This window comes from Paraburkholderia sp. BL6669N2 (assembly GCF_003387275.1).
GTDB lineage: Bacteria > Pseudomonadota > Gammaproteobacteria > Burkholderiales > Burkholderiaceae > Paraburkholderia.
Window position 1 is genome coordinate 3,126,763 of the sequence record NZ_QUNA01000001.1, and the last position, 19,197, is coordinate 3,145,959.

Below are 19,197 nucleotides of genomic sequence, written 5' to 3' on the forward strand. Positions count from 1 at the left end.
CGCGACCAAAACTCGCTACACACTCCCGCACTGCCGGGTCAGCCCATGCGCTGCCAGGGGCGCGGTCCCGCGAGAATGTGCGCGTGCAGGTGATACACCTCCTGGCCGCCGCCCGGACCGGTATTGATTACCGTGCGAAAACCCGTTTCGCCGCCGGTGTACGCCACGCCCAGTTGATCGGCCAAACGCGCTGCCAGGACCAGCATTCTACCAAGCAGCGGTGCATCGCTCTCGGTGCAGCTCGATAGGGTGGCGATGTGCTTGCGCGGAATCACCAGCACATGCGTATCCGCGGCCGGCCGAATGTCGCGGAAGGCGACGAACTCGTCGTCTTCGTGGACCTTGGTCGACGGGATCTCGCCGGCGGCAATCTTGCAGAAAAGGCAGTTCGGGTCGTGGCTCATCGTATTCCTGACACAGTATGGCTGAAGCGCGAAGCCGACGCGGCGCGATTCATGTCAGGCCCGGCAACCGTCGGACGAAACCTAGAACCAGCCCCGCGGATTCGCGAGCGGCTTGTTATCGTACAGATACAGCCAGCCCTTGATAATACGGTACAACATCCAGATGCTCACGGCCCACAGAACCGGAATGCCGATCACCACGAACAGCAGCACACCGCCGATCGCGTAGCCCAGCAAGGCCATCCAGAAGGAGCGGATCTGCCACTCGAAATGGGCCTCGTACGGCGTGCCCACCACGTCGGGCCGCTTCACGTAGTTGATGATGATCGCGATCAGGATCGTCAGGCCGCCCGTCAGCCAGTGGACCGCATACAGCGCGTACAGCACGTGGGTGAGCGTACGCAGGCTGCGCTCGCGCTCAGGCTCGAGAGCATTGCGATAGGCCGGCGGCGGATACCTCTCGTGCGACTGTTCCATGCTTGCGTCCTCCCAAGGATGCGATCAGATGCGTTCCTGCAATATGGGCGCCGGTGCGCTCCACTTCAACACGCAAGCGCGGACCCACTGCGATCAGTCGCCGTTCTGCTCGCGGTCGCGGCTCTTGCGCAGCGCCTTTTCCTCGATACCCGACATGCCTTCGCGGCGCTCCAGTTCGGCGAGCACGTCCGCGGGACTCAGATCGAAGTGCGACAGCATCACGAGGCAGTGAAACCACAGGTCCGCGACTTCGCCGACCAGCGCCTTCGGTGCGCCGCCGTGGCGCGCGTCCTTGGCGGCCAGCACGACTTCGGTGGCTTCTTCGCCGATTTTCTTCAGCACCGCGTCATCGCCCTTGTGGAACAGGCGCGACACATACGACACGTCTGGATCGCCGCCCTTGCGGCTGTCGATGATCGCCGCGAGGCGCATCAGCGTATCGGTCGTGGAGTCGGAGTCGGACGACGTGGTTTGCGTGGATTGCGTCATTTGTAAATGTGTTCGGGGTCTTTCAGCACGGGATCGACGGCGACCCAGTCGCCATCGTCCACCGAGCCTTCGAATTTCTGGAAGAAGCACGAGTGGCGGCCGGTGTGGCAGGCAATGCCCGACACCTGCTCCACTTTGAGCAAGACGACGTCTTCGTCGCAATCGAGCCGCACTTCGTGCACATGCTGCACGTGGCCGGACTCTTCGCCCTTGAACCACAGGCGTTGGCGCGAACGCGAGAAATACACCGCGCGATGAGTTTCGATGGTCTTCGCTAGGGCTTCGCGGTTCATCCACGCGAACATGAGCACGTCGTTCGTCGACGCTTCCTGCGCGATCACGGGCACGAGGCCGTTCACGTCCCACTTGACCTTGTCGAGCCAATTGACTGCCGAGGGATTCACCACGTCACAACCTCACCGAAATGCCCTGATCGGCCATGAAGCGCTTGGCCTCGCCCACGGTGTGTTCGCCGTAGTGGAAGATGCTCGCGGCGAGCACCGCGTCCGCATGGCCGCTTTTGATGCCGTCGGCCAGATGTTGCAGGTTGCCCACGCCGCCCGAAGCGATTACCGGAATCGGTACGGCGTCCGACACTGCGCGCGTGAGCGCGAGGTCGAAGCCGCTCTTGGTGCCGTCGCGATCCATGCTGGTAAGCAGGATTTCGCCCGCGCCGAGTTCGGCCATCTTGCGCGCCCATTCGACGGCTTCAAGGCCGGTGGCCTTGCGCCCGCCGTGCGTGAAGACTTCCCAGCGCGGCGGCTCGCCGTCCGCGGAGACGCGCTTCGCGTCGATTGCGACGACGATGCACTGTGAGCCGTATTTGTCCGTGGCGTCTTTCACGAGTTGCGGATTCGCCACCGCCGACGAGTTCATGCTGATCTTGTCCGCGCCCGCGTTCAGTAAGCGCCGCACGTCTTCGACGGCGCGCACGCCGCCGCCGACCGTCAGCGGAATGAACACTTGCGAGGCGACGGCCTCAATGATCGGCAGGATCAGATCGCGCTGATCCGAGGTCGCGGTGATGTCGAGGAAGGTGAGTTCGTCGGCGCCCTGATCGTCATAGCGGCGGGCGATTTCAACCGGGTCGCCCGCATCGCGCAGTTCGACGAAGTTGACGCCCTTGACCACGCGGCCAGCCGTGACGTCGAGACAGGGGATGATGCGTTTAGCTAGAGCCATGATCTTGCAATTCTGCCAATACCGCTGATGAGGCCGCTCGCCTGGGAACTTCAACGAGCGGCGCAAGGTCGGCGGCGGCCAGCCGCGCCGCCGGTGAGTCGCACGCGGACGGCCTGAGGCGCTCTGCCGGTGCATGGTCGCGTCCGCTTCGGTTGCCGGTGATTCGTTCACCGCGACGCCGGCCGGAAACACGAGACGCGGGCAGCGAGGCTGAAGGTTCGCCTGAGCCGCCTTAAGCGTCGTCCGATTCGCGCAGCCGGTCCGCGAGGGTTTGCGCCGCCGCGAAGTCGAGATCGCCCGAGTAAATCGCCCGGCCGCAGATCACGCCTTCGATGCCTTCGTCTTCGACTTCGCACAGCGATTCGATGTCGGCGAGGTTCGACAATCCGCCGCTCGCGATCACCGGAATCTTGACCGCGCGCGCGAGGCGCACCGTCGCTTCGATGTTGATGCCCTGAAGCATGCCGTCGCGGCCGATGTCGGTGTAGATGATCGACTCGCAGCCGTAGTCTTCGAACTTGCGCGCGAGATCGGCCACTTCGTGGCCGGTCAGCTTGCTCCAGCCGTCGGTCGCGACTTTGCCGTCTTTCGCATCCAGTCCGACGATGATATGGCCGCCGAACGCCGTGCAGGCATCCTGCAGAAAGCCGGGGTTCTTCACCGCCGCCGTGCCGATGATCACGTACGACAAACCGTCGTCCAGATAGCGCTCGATCGTGTTCAGGTCGCGAATGCCGCCGCCCAGTTGCACGGGAATCTCGCCGCCCACTTCCTCGATGATCGCGCGAATCGCGTCTTCATTCTTCGGCTTGCCGGCGAATGCGCCATTCAGGTCGACGAGGTGGAGACGCCGGGCACCGCGCTCGACCCAGTGTCGGGCCATGGCCGCCGGTTCCTCGGAAAATATCGTCGCCTGGTCCATATCGCCCTGTTTGAGGCGTACACACTGACCGTCTTTCAGGTCGATGGCGGGAATCAGCAGCATAGCAATCGGGTGTTGTCTGGGAAGGGGTTGAGGGTCGGCGGCAGCGGCTGGTGGTCCAGCCCGCCGGGACGCCGTTTCGCTAGTTTAGTACAACTCTTTCGACGCCCTTGCGTGGCGTCGTGAGGCAGCGAAAGCATGGTGTTGCGATTGCTGCGCGCGACATACGGTCCGCTTGTGGCGGAGCGACGCACGACAACAGGATGAAGAAAGGCGCTCACGGGTTCCAGTGCACGAAGTTGCGATACACGCGCAGCCCCGCTTCGGCGCTCTTTTCCGGGTGGAATTGGGTCGCGAAGATGTTATCCCGCGCCACCGCCGAGGTAAAGGGCACACCGTACACTGTTTCGCCCGAGGTATGGGCGGCGTTGTCAGGCGCCACGTAATAACTGTGCACGAAGTAGAAGAACGCGTTGTCCGCGACGCCGTCCCACAGCGGATGTGGCTGCGCCTGGCGCACGCGGTTCCAGCCCATTTGCGGGACCTTGAAGCGCGAACCGTCATCCTGCAACTGGCCTTCCAGGTCGAAGCGCAGCACTTTGCCGGGCAACAGGCCGAGGCCGGGCGTGTCGCCCTCCGCGCTCCAGTCGAACAGCATCTGCTCGCCGACGCACACGCCCATCAGCGGCTTGCTGCGCGACGCCTCGATCACCGCTTCCTGCAGGCCGGACTCGGCCAGACTGCGCATGCAATCGGGCATCGCGCCCTGGCCGGGCAGCACCACGCGGTCGGCCGCGCGAATCGCCTCAGGCTGGTCGACGATCGCCACGTCCGCTTCCGGCGCGGCTTTGCGCAGTGCCTGGGCGACCGAACGCAGGTTGCCCATTCCGTAATCCACAATCGCTATCGAAGTTTTCATTTCAAGTTAGGCAGCAATGCCTTCAGTCCATCGACGATGAATTCCACCGCCAGCGCCGATAACATCAAACCCATGAGCCGTGTGCCGATGTTGATACCCGTGCGACCGACCCAGCGGGCAATCGGTTCGGCGAGCCGCAGCGAAAAAAAGCAGACCGCCGCCAACACCGCGCCGATCGCGACGAGGCTGATCCGGTCGTACCAATGCGCCGAGCCGGCCGCATAGATGATCGTAGTGCTGATCGCGCCCGGACCGGTGAGCAGCGGAATCGCCAGCGGCACGACCGCGATGTTGTCCTTCTGCTCGGCTTCATGGCGCTCTTCCGGCGTCGAACGGCTGTTGCCGATCTGCGCGTTCAGCATGTTGATCGCCATCAGCAGCATGATGATTCCGCCGCCCACTTCGAGCGAGCCGACCGAAATGCCGAAGAAGCTGATGATCTGCTGCCCGAGCAGCGTGGTGATCGCGATCACGCAGAACACCGAGATCGCCGCAATGCGAATGGTTCTACGCCGCTCGGCGTCGCTCTGATTCGCCGTCAGGCTCATGAAGAACGGGATGGCGCCGACCGGGTTGATCAACGCCAGCAGCGAAATAAACGACTTCAGAATGTCCATCGCACACCGGGAGCGCACGCACTCGACGCGGGTCCCGGTCCTGGTAATTGAGTTGGCCTATGAACCGGCTGTTGAGGGCTTAGAGGCTGCCCTTGGTCGACGGAATCTGCCCCGCCGCGCGTTCGTCCAGTTCGGTGGCCATGCGCAACGCACGCCCGAACGCCTTGAACACCGTTTCCATCTGATGGTGGGCGTTCAGGCCGCGCAGGTTGTCGATATGCAAAGTGACGCCGGCGTGATTCACGAAACCGCGGAAAAACTCGATGGACAGATCGACGTCGAACGTGCCGATGCGCGCACGCGTGAACGGCACATGGAATTCGAGACCCGGACGGCCCGAGAAATCAATCACGACGCGCGACAGCGCCTCGTCGAGCGGCACGTAGGAATGACCATAGCGGCGGATGCCCTTGCGGTCGCCGATCGCTTTCGCGACGGCCTGGCCTAGCGTGATACCGGTGTCTTCGACCGTGTGGTGGTCGTCGATATGCAGGTCGCCATGCGCTTCGATTTCGAGGTCGAACAATCCATGCCGCGCGATCTGGTCGAGCATGTGGTCCAGAAACGGCACGCCGGTGGCCAGCTTTTGCTGACCGGTGCCGTCCAGATTGATCTTCACACGGATCTGCGTTTCGCTGGTGTTGCGAACGACTTCCGCAAGGCGCATGGTAATTCCTCGAATCTAGCTAGAAAGCGACAGGTAGTGGGGTGAAAAAACGGCGGGCCACGCGCGCCTTCCCATCATATGGAAAAGCGCCAGCGCGGCCGTTCAGTTCAGTTCAGCACGAGTTTCAGTCCGGCAAGCAATTGCGCGTTTTCTTCCGCCGAACCGACGGTCAACCGCACGCAATTAGCCAGCAATGGATGCATTTTACTCACGTTTTTGATCAGAACCCGCGCCGTGAGTAGCGTTTCGAACAGAACCGACGCGTCGGGCACGCGCACCAGCAGGAAGTTGCCGGCGCTCGGGAACACTTCGGCGCCCGGTAATTGGGACACCGCGTGCGCGAGTTTCGTGCGTTCGTCGCGCAATTGCGCCGCCTGCGAGTCGAGCACGTCGACATGGTCGAGCAGGAAATCGGCGGCGGCTTGGGTGAGCACGTTGGTGTTGTACGGCGGCCGCACTTTGTCGAATTCGGTCAGCCAGCCGGGTTTGCCGGCCAGATAGCCGAGACGGATGCCGGCGAGGCCGAGCTTGGACACCGTGCGCATCACGACGACGTTATCGAACGCGTCGGCGCGCGGCAGCCAGCTTTGTTGCGCGAACGGCTGATAAGCCTCGTCGATCACCACCAGGCTCTTGTTGGCCGCCGCGATGATGCGCTCCATGTCGGCGTCGTCGTACAGCGTGCCGGTCGGGTTGTTCGGGTAGGCAAGATAGATGATCGCCGGCTGGTGTTCGGCGATAGCGGCCAGCATCGCTTCGGTGTCCAGCGTGAAATCCGCTTTCAGCGGCACGCCGATGAACTCGAGATTCGCCAGCTTCGCCGACATCTGATACATGACGAAACCCGGCACCGGCGCGAGCACTTTGGCGCCCGGCTGCGCACACGCGATCGACACCATGCTGATGATTTCATCCGAGCCGTTGCCGAGCAGCACGTCGCAGCCGGCCGGCACGCCCATCACCCGCTTGATCTTCTCGATCAGCGCGTCCGGGCGCGGCGCCGGATAGCGATTCAGCGCAACGCCGGCCAGGTGCTCGCCCAGATGCGCGGCCAGCACGGGCGGCAGCGTGAAGGGATTTTCCATCGCGTCGAGCTTGATATAGCCCGTGGCGTCCGGAACCGGATAGCTCGTCATCGCGAGCACGTCGCGGCGGATGATGTCTTGAGGTGTCGTCATAGGTCGGTAAAGCCGGTCGCAAGGGAACGCCGGCCCGGCGTTGGCGGCATGCGGGCCGCCCCAGGTTGTCTGTATTGTCTTTATTAAACGATGAACCACGCGCAATCCGTCGCCGCTGTTCGCGGGCCGGTTCGACGTCCGCGCCTTCAGCGCCGGATCCAGCGCGTTCAGCTGTTTTGCCGCATCCGGTATTCCGCGCTACGGGCATGCGCCTGCAGACCTTCGCCGTAAGCGAGCTCGGCGGCGATCTCGCCGAGCGTCTGCGCGCCGTCCGCGCTGACCTCGATCACGCTCGAACGCTTGAAGAAATCATAGACGCCCAAGGGAGATGAGAACCGTGCGGTACGAGACGTAGGCAAAACGTGATTCGGCCCCGCGCAGTAGTCGCCGAGGCTTTCGCTGGTGTAGCGGCCGAGGAAGATCGCGCCGGCATGGCGGATCAGCTGGCCCCACTGATGCGGCTCCAGCGCGGAGATTTCGAGATGTTCCGGGGCGATGTCGTTGGCGATCGCGCAGGCTTGCTCCATGTCGCGCACCTTGATCAGCGCGCCACGGCCTTCGAGCGATGCCTGGATCACATCGCGGCGCGGCATGGTAGGCAGCAGTTCGTCGATCGCGTCTTTCACGCGGCCGATGAACGCGTCGTCCGGGCACAGCAGGATGGACTGCGCGAGCTCGTCGTGCTCGGCTTGCGAGAACAGGTCCATCGCGACCCAGCGCGGGTCCGTGGTGCCGTCGCACAGCACGAGGATTTCCGACGGCCCGGCGATCATGTCGATGCCGACCGTGCCGAACACGCGGCGCTTGGCCGACGCGACATACGCATTGCCGGGACCGCAGATCTTGTCGACCGCGGGAATGGTCGCCGTGCCGTACGCCAGCGCGCCGACCGCCTGCGCGCCGCCGATCGTGAACACGCGGTCCACGCCGCCCAGCAGCGCGGCCGCGAGCACCAGCGGATTCTTCACACCGTCCGGCGTGGGCACGACCATGACGATTTCGCGCACGCCGGCCACTCGCGCCGGAATCGCGTTCATCAGCACCGACGACGGATATGCCGCCTTGCCGCCCGGCACATAAATACCCGCGCGATCCAGCGGCGTGACTTTCTGGCCGAGGACGGTGCCGTCGGCTTCCGTGTACTGCCAGCTATGGCTGCCGCATTCGATCTTCTGCTTCTCGTGGTAACCGCGCACCCGCGCTGCTGCCGCTTCGAGCGCCGCGCGGCGCTTCGGTTCGAGGCTTTCGAGCGCCGCTTCCAGCTCCGCCATCGGCAGTTCGAGCGCGTCGACGCTCTTTGCCTCGACACGGTCGAAGCGTTGCGTGTATTCGAGCACCGCGGCGTCGCCGCGCGCCTTCACGTCGTTCAGAATCTGCGCGACCGAGCGCTCGATTGCTTCGTCTTCGCTCGCCTCGAATGCGAGCACCGCGTGCAGCGACTTCTGGAAGTCGGGAGCGGCGGAATCGAGCTTGCGAATCTTGATAGACATACGGGTATCCGTTTCGGTAAGGCGCGCTTTAGAACGTGGTCACACTGACGCTATCAGGCCGTCGTGGCGCCGGCCTTCGACGCGCGTTCGAACGCGTCGAGGATCGGCCGCAACGCAGCGCGCTTGAGCTTCAGCGCCGCCTGGTTCACCACGAGGCGCGACGAGATCTGCATGATCTCCTCCACCTCGACCAGATTGTTGGCGCGCAAGGTGTTGCCCGAGCTCACCAGGTCGACGATCGCATCGGCGAGACCGACCAGCGGCGCCAGTTCCATGGAACCGTACAGCTTGATCAGGTCGACGTGCACGCCCTTGGCGGCGAAATGCTCACGCGCGGTTTCAACGTACTTGGTCGCCACACGCAAGCGGGCGCCCTGGCGCACCGCGCTGGCGTAATCGAAACCGGCGGCAACCGCGACCGACATGCGGCAGCGCGCAATATCCAGGTCGACCGGCTGGTACAGACCGCTGCCGCCGTGTTCGAGCAGCACGTCTTTGCCGGCCACGCCGAAATCGGCCGCGCCGTATTCGACATAGGTCGGCACGTCGGTGGCGCGCACGATGATCACGCGCAGGTTCGCGTCGGTGGTCGGCAGAATCAGCTTGCGCGAGGTCTCCGGGTCTTCGGCCACTTCGATGCCGGCTGCGGCGAGCAGCGGCAACGTTTCCTCGAAGATACGCCCTTTCGACAGCGCCAGCGTGAGCGGCGCGCTCACCGCCGGCGACGACGAAGTTTGCGGCACGGCGCTCATGCCTGGCTACCCGAAACCCGGCGCACCTTCGCGCCGAGCGCGGTGAGCTTGGTTTCCATGCGGTCGTAACCGCGGTCGAGGTGATAGATCCGGTCGATCAGCGTTTCGCCGTCGGCACGCAACGCCGCGATCACGAGACTCGCCGACGCGCGCAGATCGGTCGCCATCACCTTCGCGCCCGAAAGCTGTTCGACGCCGGTCACGAGCGCGGTGTTACCGTCGATCGTGATATTGGCGCCAAGGCGGTTCAGTTCCTGCACGTGCATGAAGCGGTTTTCGAAGATCGTCTCGACAACCTGCGAGGTGCCCGTCGCGATCGTGTTCAGCGCCATGAACTGCGCCTGCATGTCGGTCGGGAACGCGGGGTATTCGGAGGTGCGGAAGGTGACCGCGCTCGGGCGCTTATCCATGCGCACGCGCATCCAGTCGTCGCCCTCTTCGACCGTGACGCCGGCTTCGCGCAGCTTTTCGGTCACCGCTTCGAGAATCAGCGGACGCACTTTGCGCAGCGTGACGTCGCCACCGGCCGCCGCCACCGCGCACAGGAATGTGCCGGCTTCGATCCGGTCCGGAATCACCGTGTGCTTCGCGCCGTGCAGCTTGTCGACGCCCTGAATCACGAGGCGATCCGTGCCGATGCCGTCGATCTTCGCGCCCATGGCGACCAGCAGATGCGCGAGGTCGCCGACTTCCGGCTCACGCGCCGCGTTCTCGATGACGGTTTCACCTTCGGCCAGCACCGCTGCCATCAGCAGGTTTTCGGTGCCGGTCACGGTGATCATGTCGGTGACGATACGCGCGCCCTTCAGACGCTTCGCGCGTGCTTCGATGAAGCCGTGCTCGATCGTGATCTCGGCGCCCATGGCCTGCAGGCCCTTGATGTGCTGATCCACCGGACGCGCGCCGATCGCGCAGCCGCCCGGCAGCGAAACACGTGCGTGACCGAAGCGCGCCACCAGCGGGCCGAGCACGAGGATCGACGCGCGCATGGTCTTGACCATTTCGTACGGCGCGACGAGGTTATCCACCTTCGCCGCGTTCAGCGACACGCGCCCATCGCCGCTTTCGATCTGCACGCCCATCTGGCCGAGCAGTTTAAGCATTGTGCGCACGTCCTGCAGGTCGGGCACGTTGTCCAGATGCACCGGTTCCGCGCTGAGCAGACTCGCGCACAGAATCGGCAACGCCGCATTCTTCGCACCCGAGACGACGACTTCTCCCGACAGCGGGTAGCCACCTTCAATGACGAGTTTATCCATGCCTGTCAGTTCCTGATTGACCCGGACTTCGGCCGGGGCTGCTTTGACTGTGTTCGGCGCGCCGCTACCGGCGTCACGCCCTTCTTGAGTAATTCGCACTAAATTTCCAGATTACGCGTTCTGCCATTCGGCGGGCGTCAGCGTCTTCATGCTGAGCGCGTGGATTTCTTCGCGCATGCGGTCGCCGAGCGCCGCATACACGAGTTGATGTCGCTGGATCAGACGCTTGCCTTCGAAGCTCGGCGAAACGATGGTCGCAAAGAAATGCTGGCCGTCGCCTTCGACTTCGAGATGCTGGCAGGCGAGCCCAGCCGCGATGTATTGCTTGACCTGTTCGGGAGTCGGCAACATAAGAGAAGCTCCTGATCAGTGGCGCAGTTTGTAGCCGGAAGCGAGCATGCGCATCGCCACCACGGCCAGCACCACAAAGAAACCGGCAACGATCGCGAGGCTCGCGAGCGGATTGATATCCGACATCCCGAAGAAACCGTAGCGAAAGCCGTCGATCATGTAGAAAAAGGGATTCAGCCGCGACACTTCGCGCCACACCGGCGGCAGCGTGTGCGTGGAGTAGAACACGCCCGAGAGGAACGTGAGCGGCATGATCAGAAAATTTTGAAACGCCGCGAGCTGATCGAATTTGTCGGCCCAGATGCCGGCGATCAAACCGAGCGTGCCGAGAATCGCCGCGCCGAAAATCGCGAACAGAATGATGTAGAGCGGCGCGGTGAAACTGACCGGCACGAACCAGATCGTCACGATGAATACGCCGAAGCCGACCGCCAACCCGCGCGCCACGGCCGCCAGCACATAGGCGCCGAACATCTCGTAGTGCGACAGCGGCGGCAGCAGCACGAACACCAGGTTGCCCGTGATCTTCGACTGGATCAGCGACGACGAGCTATTGGCAAACGCATTTTGCAACACGCTCATCATCACGAGACCCGGAATCAGGAAACTCGTGTATTCGACGCCCGGATAAACCTCCACGTGACCGCGCAAAGCGTGGCCGAAAATCGTCAGATACAGCAGCGCGGTGATGACCGGGGCCAGCACGGTCTGGAACGCCACCTTCCAGAAACGCAGGAGCTCTTTGTAAAACAGCGTACGGAAACCGCTCATGCAAGCCCCTCGATCACTTCCGGACCGTTCATCACCTGAACGAACACATCTTCGAGATCGGCTTTGCGGACCTCGATTTCTTCGAATACGCAGCCCGCCGCGCGGCACTGCGCGAGAATTCTTTCGACGTCGTCGTAGCTTGCCAGACGCAGCAGATGCTGACGGCCATTGCCGTTGCCCGTGCCGCTGTCCACTTCGAGCGGACGCAGATCGACCGGCAAGACGCCTTGCGTGAATCGCAGGAACAGTTGCATGCCGGCAAAGCGTTGCAACAGCGTGCTGGTGCGTTCGAGCGCCACGACCTCGCCGCGCCGCAACATGGCGATGCGGTCGCACAGCGATTCGGCTTCTTCGAGGTAGTGCGTGGTCAGCACGATGGTGTGGCCTTCGCGGTTCAGGCGCGAAATGAACTTCCACAGCGTTTGCCGCAATTCGACGTCCACGCCCGCGGTCGGCTCGTCGAGCACGATCACCGGCGGCCGGTGCACCAGCGCCTGCGCGACCAGCACGCGGCGCTTCATGCCGCCCGACAGCGCGCGCATGTTGGCGTCGGCTTTGTCGGTGAGATCGAGGTTGGCCATGATTTCGTCGATCCACGCGTCGTTGTTGCGCAGCCCGTAATAGCCGGACTGGATGCGCAAGGTTTCGCGGACCGTGAAGAACGGATCGAACACCAGTTCCTGGGGCACCACACCGAGCGCGCGGCGCGCGTCGCGGAAATCGCTGACGACGTCGTGGCCGCGCACCGCGATGCTGCCTTCATCGGCGCGCGCGAGCCCGGCGAGGATGCTGATGAGCGTCGTCTTGCCCGCGCCGTTCGGACCGAGCAGTCCGAAGAACTCGCCTTCTTCAACTGTGAGGCTGACGCCCTTGAGCGCCTGCAAATCCTTGTAGCGCTTCTTGACGTTACGAATTTCTATGGCTGACATGACTGTGGGCCGCGTGCGTCGCGGCGCCTAAAGGAGCCCCGAGGGGGCGCGCAAATGCTTGGAAGGAACGGAATTGGGGCCGGTTAGGTGCCCCAAAAAACGTTTGATTATAGGGCAAAAATCCGTGGCCCTATCTCAGTAGGAGGTGTTCGGAGATGACGCGTTAGAGCGTCAATGTCGCGCGCCGATGAGGGTATCGACGCCGTAGGCTTGCGCGAGACTGGCGAGACCAGCCGGCAGATTGACGATCTCAAACGTGGCGCCGCGTGCTTGGGCGGCACGCTGCCACGCGAGGAGGACGGCCAGCGCGGACGAATCGAACTGCGCGAGCGGCGCGCAGTCCACGCCACTCGCGCCCGCCGCAATACGCTGCAAACCCGCCGCGAGCGCGGCATTCGCGCTCGCGTGGGTCAGTGTCGCACCGCTCTCGAAGCGGCTGGCGACAGGGCTCAGCACTTCGCTCACGACTGCTTGCCCGCGGCGAGTTGCTGGTTGCGCTGCGTGAGGAACTGGATCAGTCCGTCCACGCCCTTCTGCTGGATCTGCTCGTTGAACTGCTGCTGATACGCCTGGATCAGCCATGCGCCGAGCACGTTGATGTCATACACGCGCCAGCCTTGCGGCGTTTTGTACAGACGGTAGTCGAGTTCGATCGGCGAGCCGTTGTTCATCACCACCGAGCGCACCACCGTGTCGGTGTCGTCCGGATTCATGCGGAACGGCTTGTACTGGATCTGCTGATCGCGCACCTGAGCCAGCGCGCCCGAGTACGTACGGATCAGCAGCATCTTGAACTGTTCGACCACCGCGTCTTGCTGCTCCGGTGTAGCGGTGCGCCAGTTGCGGCCCATCGCCAGTTGCGTGGTGCGGCGGAAATCCGTGTACGGCAGAATCTTCTCGTTGACCAGCTTCGTGATGTGCGAGATGTCGCCCTGCTGGATCGACTTGTCCGCGCGAATGGCGTCGATCACCTGCTGGGTAACGGTCTTGATCATGCCGTCGGGTGAATTGGAGTCGACCGTCTGTGCCGATGCGCCGGCACTGGCAAACGAGAACAACGCGGCGAACAGCGGAATCAGGAAGAATTTTTTCATTTGGAGCCTTGCCTTAAAAAATAGTGCAACCGTTTGAGCCGACATTAACACGCGAGTTCAGCAGCAATCCATGCGCAAACTGCGAGAGTCGTATCGATCTGTTACGGCAGCACGATCAACGCAATTTGAATGACGGGAAGTTGAAACGCGACGGCGGCACCAGCTGGCCGGCCGGGATCTGCGTCGTTTCAGGGCCCCCGTTCAGGTCCAGTGGCGGCGATTCGGAGCTGCCCGATGCGGCCTCCGGCGCGGCTGCCGTGCCGGACGCCGCTTGCGGCGGCGTTGCCGCGGTCGCACCCGAAGCAGGCGCTGCCTTCGCCGCCGCAGCACCCTGCGCGCCCGCCGTGCCGGTCACGGCGCCTGCCGGCGCACCGGCCGCACCGCTGTCGACGTCGTCGTACTTCGGCAGCGGCGCTTCGTCGCCGTAGTTCGGCAGGCCCTGCGCCTGCTTGCCGTCCGACAGCAGATACTGACGGCGTTGCAAATACGCGTTACGCACGAACGAATATTTGTCGAGCGCGGCGCCTTCCAGCACATCGCTCGCGTTCAGCAGATTCGCGCGCGTGTTGACGACGTTCAGCCCGTACAGCGCCCAGCTCAGACCATCCGGATGAATGTAGCTGAGCGGATTCACATAGTAATTGCCGATCGAGCCGACCGCGTCGCGCACGGTGCTCGGCCCGAACAACGGCAACACGAGGTATGGGCCCGCCGGCACGCCGTAGTGCCCAAGCGTAAGGCCAAGGTCGTTGTCGTGCTTGGGCAGCTTGGCGAGCGTTGCCACGTCGAACAGACCGCCAACGCCGAACACCGTGTTGATCACGATCCGCATGATGTCTTCGACACCGTCGGTGATCTTCAACTGCAGCAGGTTGTTCGCCGCAATGTAGACGTCGCCGATGTTCGAAAAGAAGTTCGTCACGCTGTCGCGCACCGGCTGCGGCGTGATGAACACGTAGCCCTTCGCGACGGGCTTGAGCGCGTATTGATCGAGCTTGTCGTTGACGGTGAAGATCGTGCGGTTCAAACCTTCGAGCGGGTCGCCTTTGGTCGGCGTCTGGACAGTCGTACAGCCGGCGAGCAGCGCTGCGGCTACCGCCAGCTTGCCGGCCTGGAAGGCGCGCGCGCCGCTGATGCGTGTGGTCTGCATTCTTGTTCTCCTTATTGAGCGGCCGCGCCGGAGGCGGGCAAGCTCGACGCCGCAGGCGCTGCGGCAGGCGCCGGCGCGGGAGTACCCGCCGCCGCGCCAGGCTTGGACGCACCCGAGTCCGCCGCTTTGCTATACAGAAACTGGCCGATGAGGTTTTCCAGTACGATCGCCGATTGCGTCATGGAGATGGTGTCGCCCGCCTTGAGCATTTCGCTGTCGCCGCCGGGTTCGAGCCCGATGTATTGTTCGCCGAGCAGCCCCGAAGTCAGGATCTTCGCCGAGGTGTCTTTCGGAAACTGGTATTGCTTGTCGAGGTCGATCGTGACGAGCGCCTGATACGCGTTACTGTCGAAGCCGATCGAAGCGACCCGGCCAACCGTCACACCCGCGCTCTTCACGGGCGCGCGCGCCTTCAGTCCGCCAATATTGTCGAACTTGAGCTTGACCGGATAGGTTGCCTGGAACGACAACGAGCTCATGTTGCCGGCCTTCAGCGCGAGAAACAGCAACGCCACGAAACCCAGCACCACGAACAGGCCGACCCAGAAGTCGAGAGCAGCAGTCTTTTTCATCGTCATCCCAAAGTGAATCCGCCACGCCGCAGACACTCCCCGCCGCGCGCGTCCTGTGACGCGCCGCCGGCGGAAAACGTGCAGCGCAGTCTTAGCTGAACATCAGTGCGGTCAGCAGAAAATCGAGGCCGAGCACCGCAAGCGACGCGTACACGACCGTCTTGGTCGTGGCGCGCGACACGCCTTCCGGCGTCGGCTTGGCTTCGTAGCCTTGAAACAGCGCAACGAACGTCACCGCGAGGCCGAACACCACGCTCTTGATAACGCCTGCGCCGACGTCGCGCCAGACATCGACGCCGCCTTGCATCTGCGACCAGAACGCGCCGGCATCGACGCCGATCAGCAGCACGCCCACCACATAACCACCGAATACGCCGACCGCGCTGAAGATCGCGGCGAGGATCGGCATCGAGATGATGCCGGCCCACAGGCGCGGCGCGACCACCACCTTGACCGGGTCGACGGCCATCATTTCCATCGCGGTCAGTTGCTCGCCCGCCTTCATCAAGCCGATCTCGGCGGTGAGCGACGTGCCGGCACGCCCGGCGAACAGCAGCGCCGTCACCACCGGGCCGAGTTCGCGCACGAGCGACAGCGCGACCAGCAGGCCGAGCGCCTGCTCCGAACCGTAGCGGTTCAGCGTGTAGTAGCCCTGCAAGCCGAGCACGAAGCCGACGAACAGACCCGACACCGCGATGATCACCAGCGAATAATTACCTACGAAGTGGATCTGCTTCGTGACAAGACGAGGACGGCGCAACAACGGAAAAAACTCGAGCAGCAGCCGGAAGAAAAAGCGCGTGGCGTAGCCGGCTGTGCCCAGTCCGTCGATCACCGAGCGGCCGATCGCACTGATCATGACTGACCTCCGCCGATGCCGAAGTCCGCCGCGAGCGGCGTCTTGCTGGGATAGTGAAATTTGAAGGGACCGTCGGGCGCGCCGTCGATGAACTGACGCACGGTGGGATCGGTCGACGCGCGCAATTCGGCGGGCGTGCCTTCGGCGTGAACCCCGCCGTTGGCGAGAAAGTAAACGTAATCGGCGATCGCAAACGATTCGGGCACGTCGTGCGTGACGAGAATCGAGGTGGCGCCGAGCGCCTGATTGAGCGCGCGAATCAGGTTCGCGGTGATGCCGAGCGAAATCGGATCGAGACCGGCGAATGGCTCGTCGTACATCATCAGCTCGGGATCGAGCGCGATGGCGCGCGCCAGCGCCACGCGCCGCGCCATGCCGCCCGAAATCTCCGACGGCGCCAGGTCGCGCGCGCCGCGCAGACCGACCGCGTTGAGCTTCATCAGCACGAGGTCGCGGATCAGTTCTTCAGGAAGGTCAGTGTGCTCACGCAGCGCGAAGGCGACGTTTTCGAACACGGACATGTCGGTGAACAGCGCGCCGAACTGAAACAGCATGCCCATCTTGCGGCGCAGAGCGTAAAGGCCCTCGCGCGTCTGCCGGCCGATGTCCTGGCCCTGGAACAGGATCTGGCCGCGCTGCGCGCGCACCAGGCCGCCGATCAGACGCAGCACGGTGGTCTTGCCGCAACCCGACCCGCCCATGACCGCGACCACCTGGCCGCGCTTGAAGCGCAGGTTCAGGTTCGACAGAACGAGCCGGTCGCCGTAACCGAAGTCGACGTCGCGCAGCTCGAGTAAGGTCTCGGGGGAGGAAGACACGAAACGGACAGTCCTTTTACACGGAAGGCGAATTATAGGGCCACCGTGCAAAAGTTGCCGTGAGAGTGCCCTGTCCCTTAACCAATCCAATCATGACGATTATCGCGTAAACCCTTGTTGCAGTGCAGAAACTGCAGCGGCCGGGTCCGCCGCTTCCGTCACCGCCCGCACCACGGCCGCGCAGCCGACACCCGTCGCCAGCACGTCAGGCAGGACCTGCAGGTCGATTCCGCCGATCGCCACCATCGGCACGACGCCGTCGAGCAGGCGCACGTAGCGGGCCAGACGCCTGAGGCCCTGCGGCGCGGTCGGCATGACCTTGGTGGTGGTCGGAAACACCGCGCCCAGAGCGATGTAGCTTGGCCGGAAATGCAGCACTTTCAGAATCTCGTAGAAACCGTGGGTCGACAGGCCCAAGCGGATGCCTCCTGCTGCCAGCGCCGCGAGGTCGGCCGTGTGCACGTCTTCCTGGCCGAGGTGGACGCCGTAGGCGCCGGCGTCGAGCGCGGCCTGCCAGTGGTCATTGATAAACACCTGAGCGTCGTGCTGACGGCCGACGGCCACGCAGCGGGCAATTTCACGCTTCAGCTCATCGGCAGGTTCGGCTGATTTGCGGCGCAACTGTACCGTCTTCACGCCGAAGCCCACCACCCGTTCGACCCATTCCGCCGTCGGCAGCACCGGATACAGGCCCAGCCGGTCCGGGCAGCGCGCGAACGCCTGCTCAGGGGCGTCAGGCAAACCGGCGAGACGCGGAAAATGGCTGAGATCGGCGGGAAAGGCGTCGTCGGCACGGGTTTCGTCGCCGTCGCGCCAGGCGAGCGCCAGCACCAGTGCGTCATGCGGGTCGAAGCCGCAGTCGAGGAACGCCGCCAGCGCGGCAATCCAGTCTTCCGCCAGATGACCTTCGAGGCGGTATTTTTCGCCGCCCAGATGCAACGTGGCCTTGTTCTCGGCAGCTTCGATCACGCCGGCGCCCCGCACCAGCCAGCGCGCCATCTGCTCGCCATGCTGCTGCGCGTCGGCGATCACGATCAGATCGCCGCCGTTCGGCTCGTCCGGCGCGGTCAGGCAGATGCGCCACGGCGCATGCGTCGGCGGCCAGTCGCCCAGCCGGGCGCGGATGCGCTCGGCGGCTTCGGTGAGTTCGTCGGCGGGCGGCCAGAACAGGTCGCGGTCTTTCAATGTCAACGTCTGCGTCATGCGGCGCTCCCGTCTTGATGCCAGAACGGCATGCCGACCACCGGCGTGCTCGCGTGCGCGCTTTCGCGCTCGGCCATCGGCCCCGCCAGAAAAGCCTGGCGCCCCGCTTCGACGCCCAGCGCGAAAGCGCGCGCCATCGCGTCGGGATGAGTGGCCTGCGAAACCGCGGTGTTCAGCAACACACCGTCGAAGCCCCATTCCATCACCTGCGCCGCATGCGACGGCACGCCGAGACCGGCGTCGACGATCAGCGGCACTTCCGGCAGACGCTCGCGCAACACGCGCAGGCCATATGGATTGATCACGCCCTTGCCGGTGCCGATCGGCGCGCCCCACGGCATCAACGCTTCACAGCCGGCGTCCAGCAAGCGACGGCCGATCACCAGGTCTTCGGTGCAATACGGCAGCACCTTGAAGCCGTCCTTGACCAATTGCGCGGCCGCTTCGATCAGGCCGACCGGGTCGGGCTGCAGCGTGTAATCGTCGCCGATCAGTTCGAGCTTGATCCACTCGGTTTCGAAGATTTCGCGCGCCATATGCGCGGTCGTCACCGCCTCGCCGACGGTCAGGCAGCCAGCCGTGTTCGGCAGTAGCGGTACGCCGTGGCGCTTGAGCAGGTCGAAGAAGCCGGCTTCCGCGCCGCCTTCGTTCATTTGCCGGCGCAGCGCGACGGTCACCATGCCAGGCCGCGCGGCATCGATCGAATCGGATAGCGATTGCAGCGACGGATAGCGCGAGGTGCCAAGCAACACGCGGCTCGCGAAAGTCTGGCCGTAGAGCGTGAGCGCGTCGGCGGTTTCTGGGGAAGTCATTTGCATAATCTTTTGTCTCCGGCAATCCGGCGTTTCAGGCAATGCATGGCGGTCGTTCAGCCGCCAGCCACGGGTTGCACGACATCGAGCCTGTCGCCCGCCTGCAGCGCGCGCGCCGCGTGCTGGGTGCGCGCCACGAAGTCGCCATTCAAGGCGACCGCAAACGGCGGACGCGCGCCGAACGCGGTCAGCGCGTCCGCGACAGTCGCGCCCTCGGGCAGCGACAACGGCTTCTGATTGATATGAATGTCCATGGTGTTCGAATACGTTTCAGTCGATGGC

25 protein-coding genes are annotated in these 19,197 nt (G+C 63.9%); all 25 read right to left on the reverse strand.

Annotated elements, in window-relative coordinates; all coding sequences use genetic code 11:
* Positions 1-38 precede the first annotated feature (38 nt).
* Positions 39-404 carry a histidine triad nucleotide-binding protein gene (locus B0G80_RS14160; protein ID WP_106284199.1) on the reverse strand — a complete coding sequence of 122 codons (366 nt, stop codon included), beginning with the start codon at positions 402-404 and terminating at the stop codon, positions 39-41.
* An 81-nt stretch (positions 405-485) separates the two neighbouring features.
* Positions 486-881 (reverse strand): hypothetical protein, encoded by a 396-nt coding sequence (locus B0G80_RS14165; RefSeq protein ID WP_106284198.1) that lies wholly within the window; start codon positions 879-881, stop codon positions 486-488.
* 93 nt (positions 882-974) lie between these two features.
* A complete protein-coding gene (locus B0G80_RS14170) occupies positions 975-1,370 on the reverse strand; it encodes a phosphoribosyl-ATP diphosphatase (RefSeq protein WP_116118402.1) in 396 nt (131 codons plus the stop codon).
* Positions 1,367-1,777 (reverse strand): phosphoribosyl-AMP cyclohydrolase, encoded by a 411-nt coding sequence (gene hisI, locus B0G80_RS14175; RefSeq protein WP_181196648.1) that lies wholly within the window; start codon positions 1,775-1,777, stop codon positions 1,367-1,369. The genes B0G80_RS14170 and hisI overlap by 4 nt, the downstream gene beginning before the upstream one ends.
* A 1-nt stretch (position 1,778) precedes the next feature.
* On the reverse strand, positions 1,779-2,552 hold the full coding sequence (hisF, locus tag B0G80_RS14180) for an imidazole glycerol phosphate synthase subunit HisF (protein WP_013589770.1): 774 nt from the start codon (positions 2,550-2,552) through the stop codon (positions 1,779-1,781).
* A 232-nt stretch (positions 2,553-2,784) separates the two neighbouring features.
* Positions 2,785-3,537 carry a 1-(5-phosphoribosyl)-5-[(5-phosphoribosylamino)methylideneamino]imidazole-4-carboxamide isomerase gene (gene hisA, locus B0G80_RS14185; RefSeq protein WP_116118403.1) on the reverse strand — a complete coding sequence of 251 codons (753 nt, stop codon included), beginning with the start codon at positions 3,535-3,537 and terminating at the stop codon, positions 2,785-2,787.
* Positions 3,538-3,751: 214 nt separating this feature from the next.
* Positions 3,752-4,393, reverse strand: a complete 642-nt coding sequence (hisH, locus tag B0G80_RS14190; RefSeq protein ID WP_116118404.1) for an imidazole glycerol phosphate synthase subunit HisH — start codon at positions 4,391-4,393, stop codon at positions 3,752-3,754.
* Positions 4,390-5,010, reverse strand: a complete 621-nt coding sequence (locus tag B0G80_RS14195) for a MarC family protein (protein ID WP_106284194.1) — start codon at positions 5,008-5,010, stop codon at positions 4,390-4,392. The genes hisH and B0G80_RS14195 overlap by 4 nt, the downstream gene beginning before the upstream one ends.
* A 79-nt stretch (positions 5,011-5,089) precedes the next feature.
* On the reverse strand, positions 5,090-5,677 hold the full coding sequence (gene hisB, locus B0G80_RS14200; RefSeq protein WP_064267519.1) for an imidazoleglycerol-phosphate dehydratase HisB: 588 nt from the start codon (positions 5,675-5,677) through the stop codon (positions 5,090-5,092).
* A gap of 107 nt (positions 5,678-5,784) precedes the next feature.
* Entirely contained in the window at positions 5,785-6,855 is a 1,071-nt protein-coding gene (hisC, locus tag B0G80_RS14205) for a histidinol-phosphate transaminase (protein ID WP_116118405.1), read from the reverse strand.
* A 167-nt stretch (positions 6,856-7,022) separates the two neighbouring features.
* Complete coding sequence (gene hisD / locus B0G80_RS14210; RefSeq protein ID WP_106284192.1) at positions 7,023-8,345, reverse strand: histidinol dehydrogenase; 1,323 nt, start codon at positions 8,343-8,345, stop codon at positions 7,023-7,025.
* Positions 8,346-8,398: 53 nt separating this feature from the next.
* Positions 8,399-9,097 (reverse strand): ATP phosphoribosyltransferase, encoded by a 699-nt coding sequence (gene hisG, locus B0G80_RS14215; protein ID WP_106284191.1) that lies wholly within the window; start codon positions 9,095-9,097, stop codon positions 8,399-8,401.
* Positions 9,094-10,356, reverse strand: a complete 1,263-nt coding sequence (murA, locus tag B0G80_RS14220; RefSeq protein ID WP_116118406.1) for a UDP-N-acetylglucosamine 1-carboxyvinyltransferase — start codon at positions 10,354-10,356, stop codon at positions 9,094-9,096. The genes hisG and murA overlap by 4 nt, the downstream gene beginning before the upstream one ends.
* A 111-nt stretch (positions 10,357-10,467) precedes the next feature.
* Positions 10,468-10,707: a BolA family protein gene (locus tag B0G80_RS14225; protein WP_006052280.1), complete on the reverse strand. Its 240-nt coding sequence runs from the start codon at positions 10,705-10,707 to the stop codon at positions 10,468-10,470.
* A gap of 15 nt (positions 10,708-10,722) precedes the next feature.
* Positions 10,723-11,478 (reverse strand): ABC transporter permease, encoded by a 756-nt coding sequence (locus B0G80_RS14230; protein WP_116118407.1) that lies wholly within the window; start codon positions 11,476-11,478, stop codon positions 10,723-10,725.
* Positions 11,475-12,407: an ABC transporter ATP-binding protein gene (locus B0G80_RS14235; protein ID WP_116118408.1), complete on the reverse strand. Its 933-nt coding sequence runs from the start codon at positions 12,405-12,407 to the stop codon at positions 11,475-11,477. The genes B0G80_RS14230 and B0G80_RS14235 overlap by 4 nt, the downstream gene beginning before the upstream one ends.
* A 171-nt stretch (positions 12,408-12,578) precedes the next feature.
* Positions 12,579-12,872 (reverse strand): lipid asymmetry maintenance protein MlaB, encoded by a 294-nt coding sequence (locus B0G80_RS14240; RefSeq protein ID WP_116118409.1) that lies wholly within the window; start codon positions 12,870-12,872, stop codon positions 12,579-12,581.
* Positions 12,869-13,501, reverse strand: a complete 633-nt coding sequence (locus B0G80_RS14245) for a phospholipid-binding protein MlaC (protein ID WP_116118410.1) — start codon at positions 13,499-13,501, stop codon at positions 12,869-12,871. The genes B0G80_RS14240 and B0G80_RS14245 overlap by 4 nt, the downstream gene beginning before the upstream one ends.
* Positions 13,502-13,616: 115 nt before the next feature.
* On the reverse strand, positions 13,617-14,651 hold the full coding sequence (locus B0G80_RS14250) for a VacJ family lipoprotein (protein WP_116118411.1): 1,035 nt from the start codon (positions 14,649-14,651) through the stop codon (positions 13,617-13,619).
* Between the two features lie 11 nt (positions 14,652-14,662).
* Positions 14,663-15,223, reverse strand: a complete 561-nt coding sequence (gene mlaD / locus B0G80_RS14255; RefSeq protein WP_116119655.1) for an outer membrane lipid asymmetry maintenance protein MlaD — start codon at positions 15,221-15,223, stop codon at positions 14,663-14,665.
* A 91-nt stretch (positions 15,224-15,314) separates the two neighbouring features.
* A complete protein-coding gene (gene mlaE, locus B0G80_RS14260) occupies positions 15,315-16,082 on the reverse strand; it encodes a lipid asymmetry maintenance ABC transporter permease subunit MlaE (RefSeq protein WP_106284184.1) in 768 nt (255 codons plus the stop codon).
* Complete coding sequence (locus tag B0G80_RS14265; protein ID WP_106284183.1) at positions 16,079-16,900, reverse strand: ABC transporter ATP-binding protein; 822 nt, start codon at positions 16,898-16,900, stop codon at positions 16,079-16,081. Before B0G80_RS14265 ends, mlaE begins: the two co-directional genes overlap by 4 nt.
* A gap of 99 nt (positions 16,901-16,999) precedes the next feature.
* Positions 17,000-18,103: a thiamine phosphate synthase gene (thiE, locus tag B0G80_RS14270; protein WP_116118412.1), complete on the reverse strand. Its 1,104-nt coding sequence runs from the start codon at positions 18,101-18,103 to the stop codon at positions 17,000-17,002.
* A complete protein-coding gene (locus B0G80_RS14275) occupies positions 18,100-18,915 on the reverse strand; it encodes a thiazole synthase (RefSeq protein WP_116119656.1) in 816 nt (271 codons plus the stop codon). The genes thiE and B0G80_RS14275 overlap by 4 nt, the downstream gene beginning before the upstream one ends.
* Positions 18,916-18,971: 56 nt before the next feature.
* A complete protein-coding gene (thiS, locus tag B0G80_RS14280) occupies positions 18,972-19,169 on the reverse strand; it encodes a sulfur carrier protein ThiS (protein WP_106284181.1) in 198 nt (65 codons plus the stop codon).
* Positions 19,170-19,197: the final 28 nt, after the last annotated feature.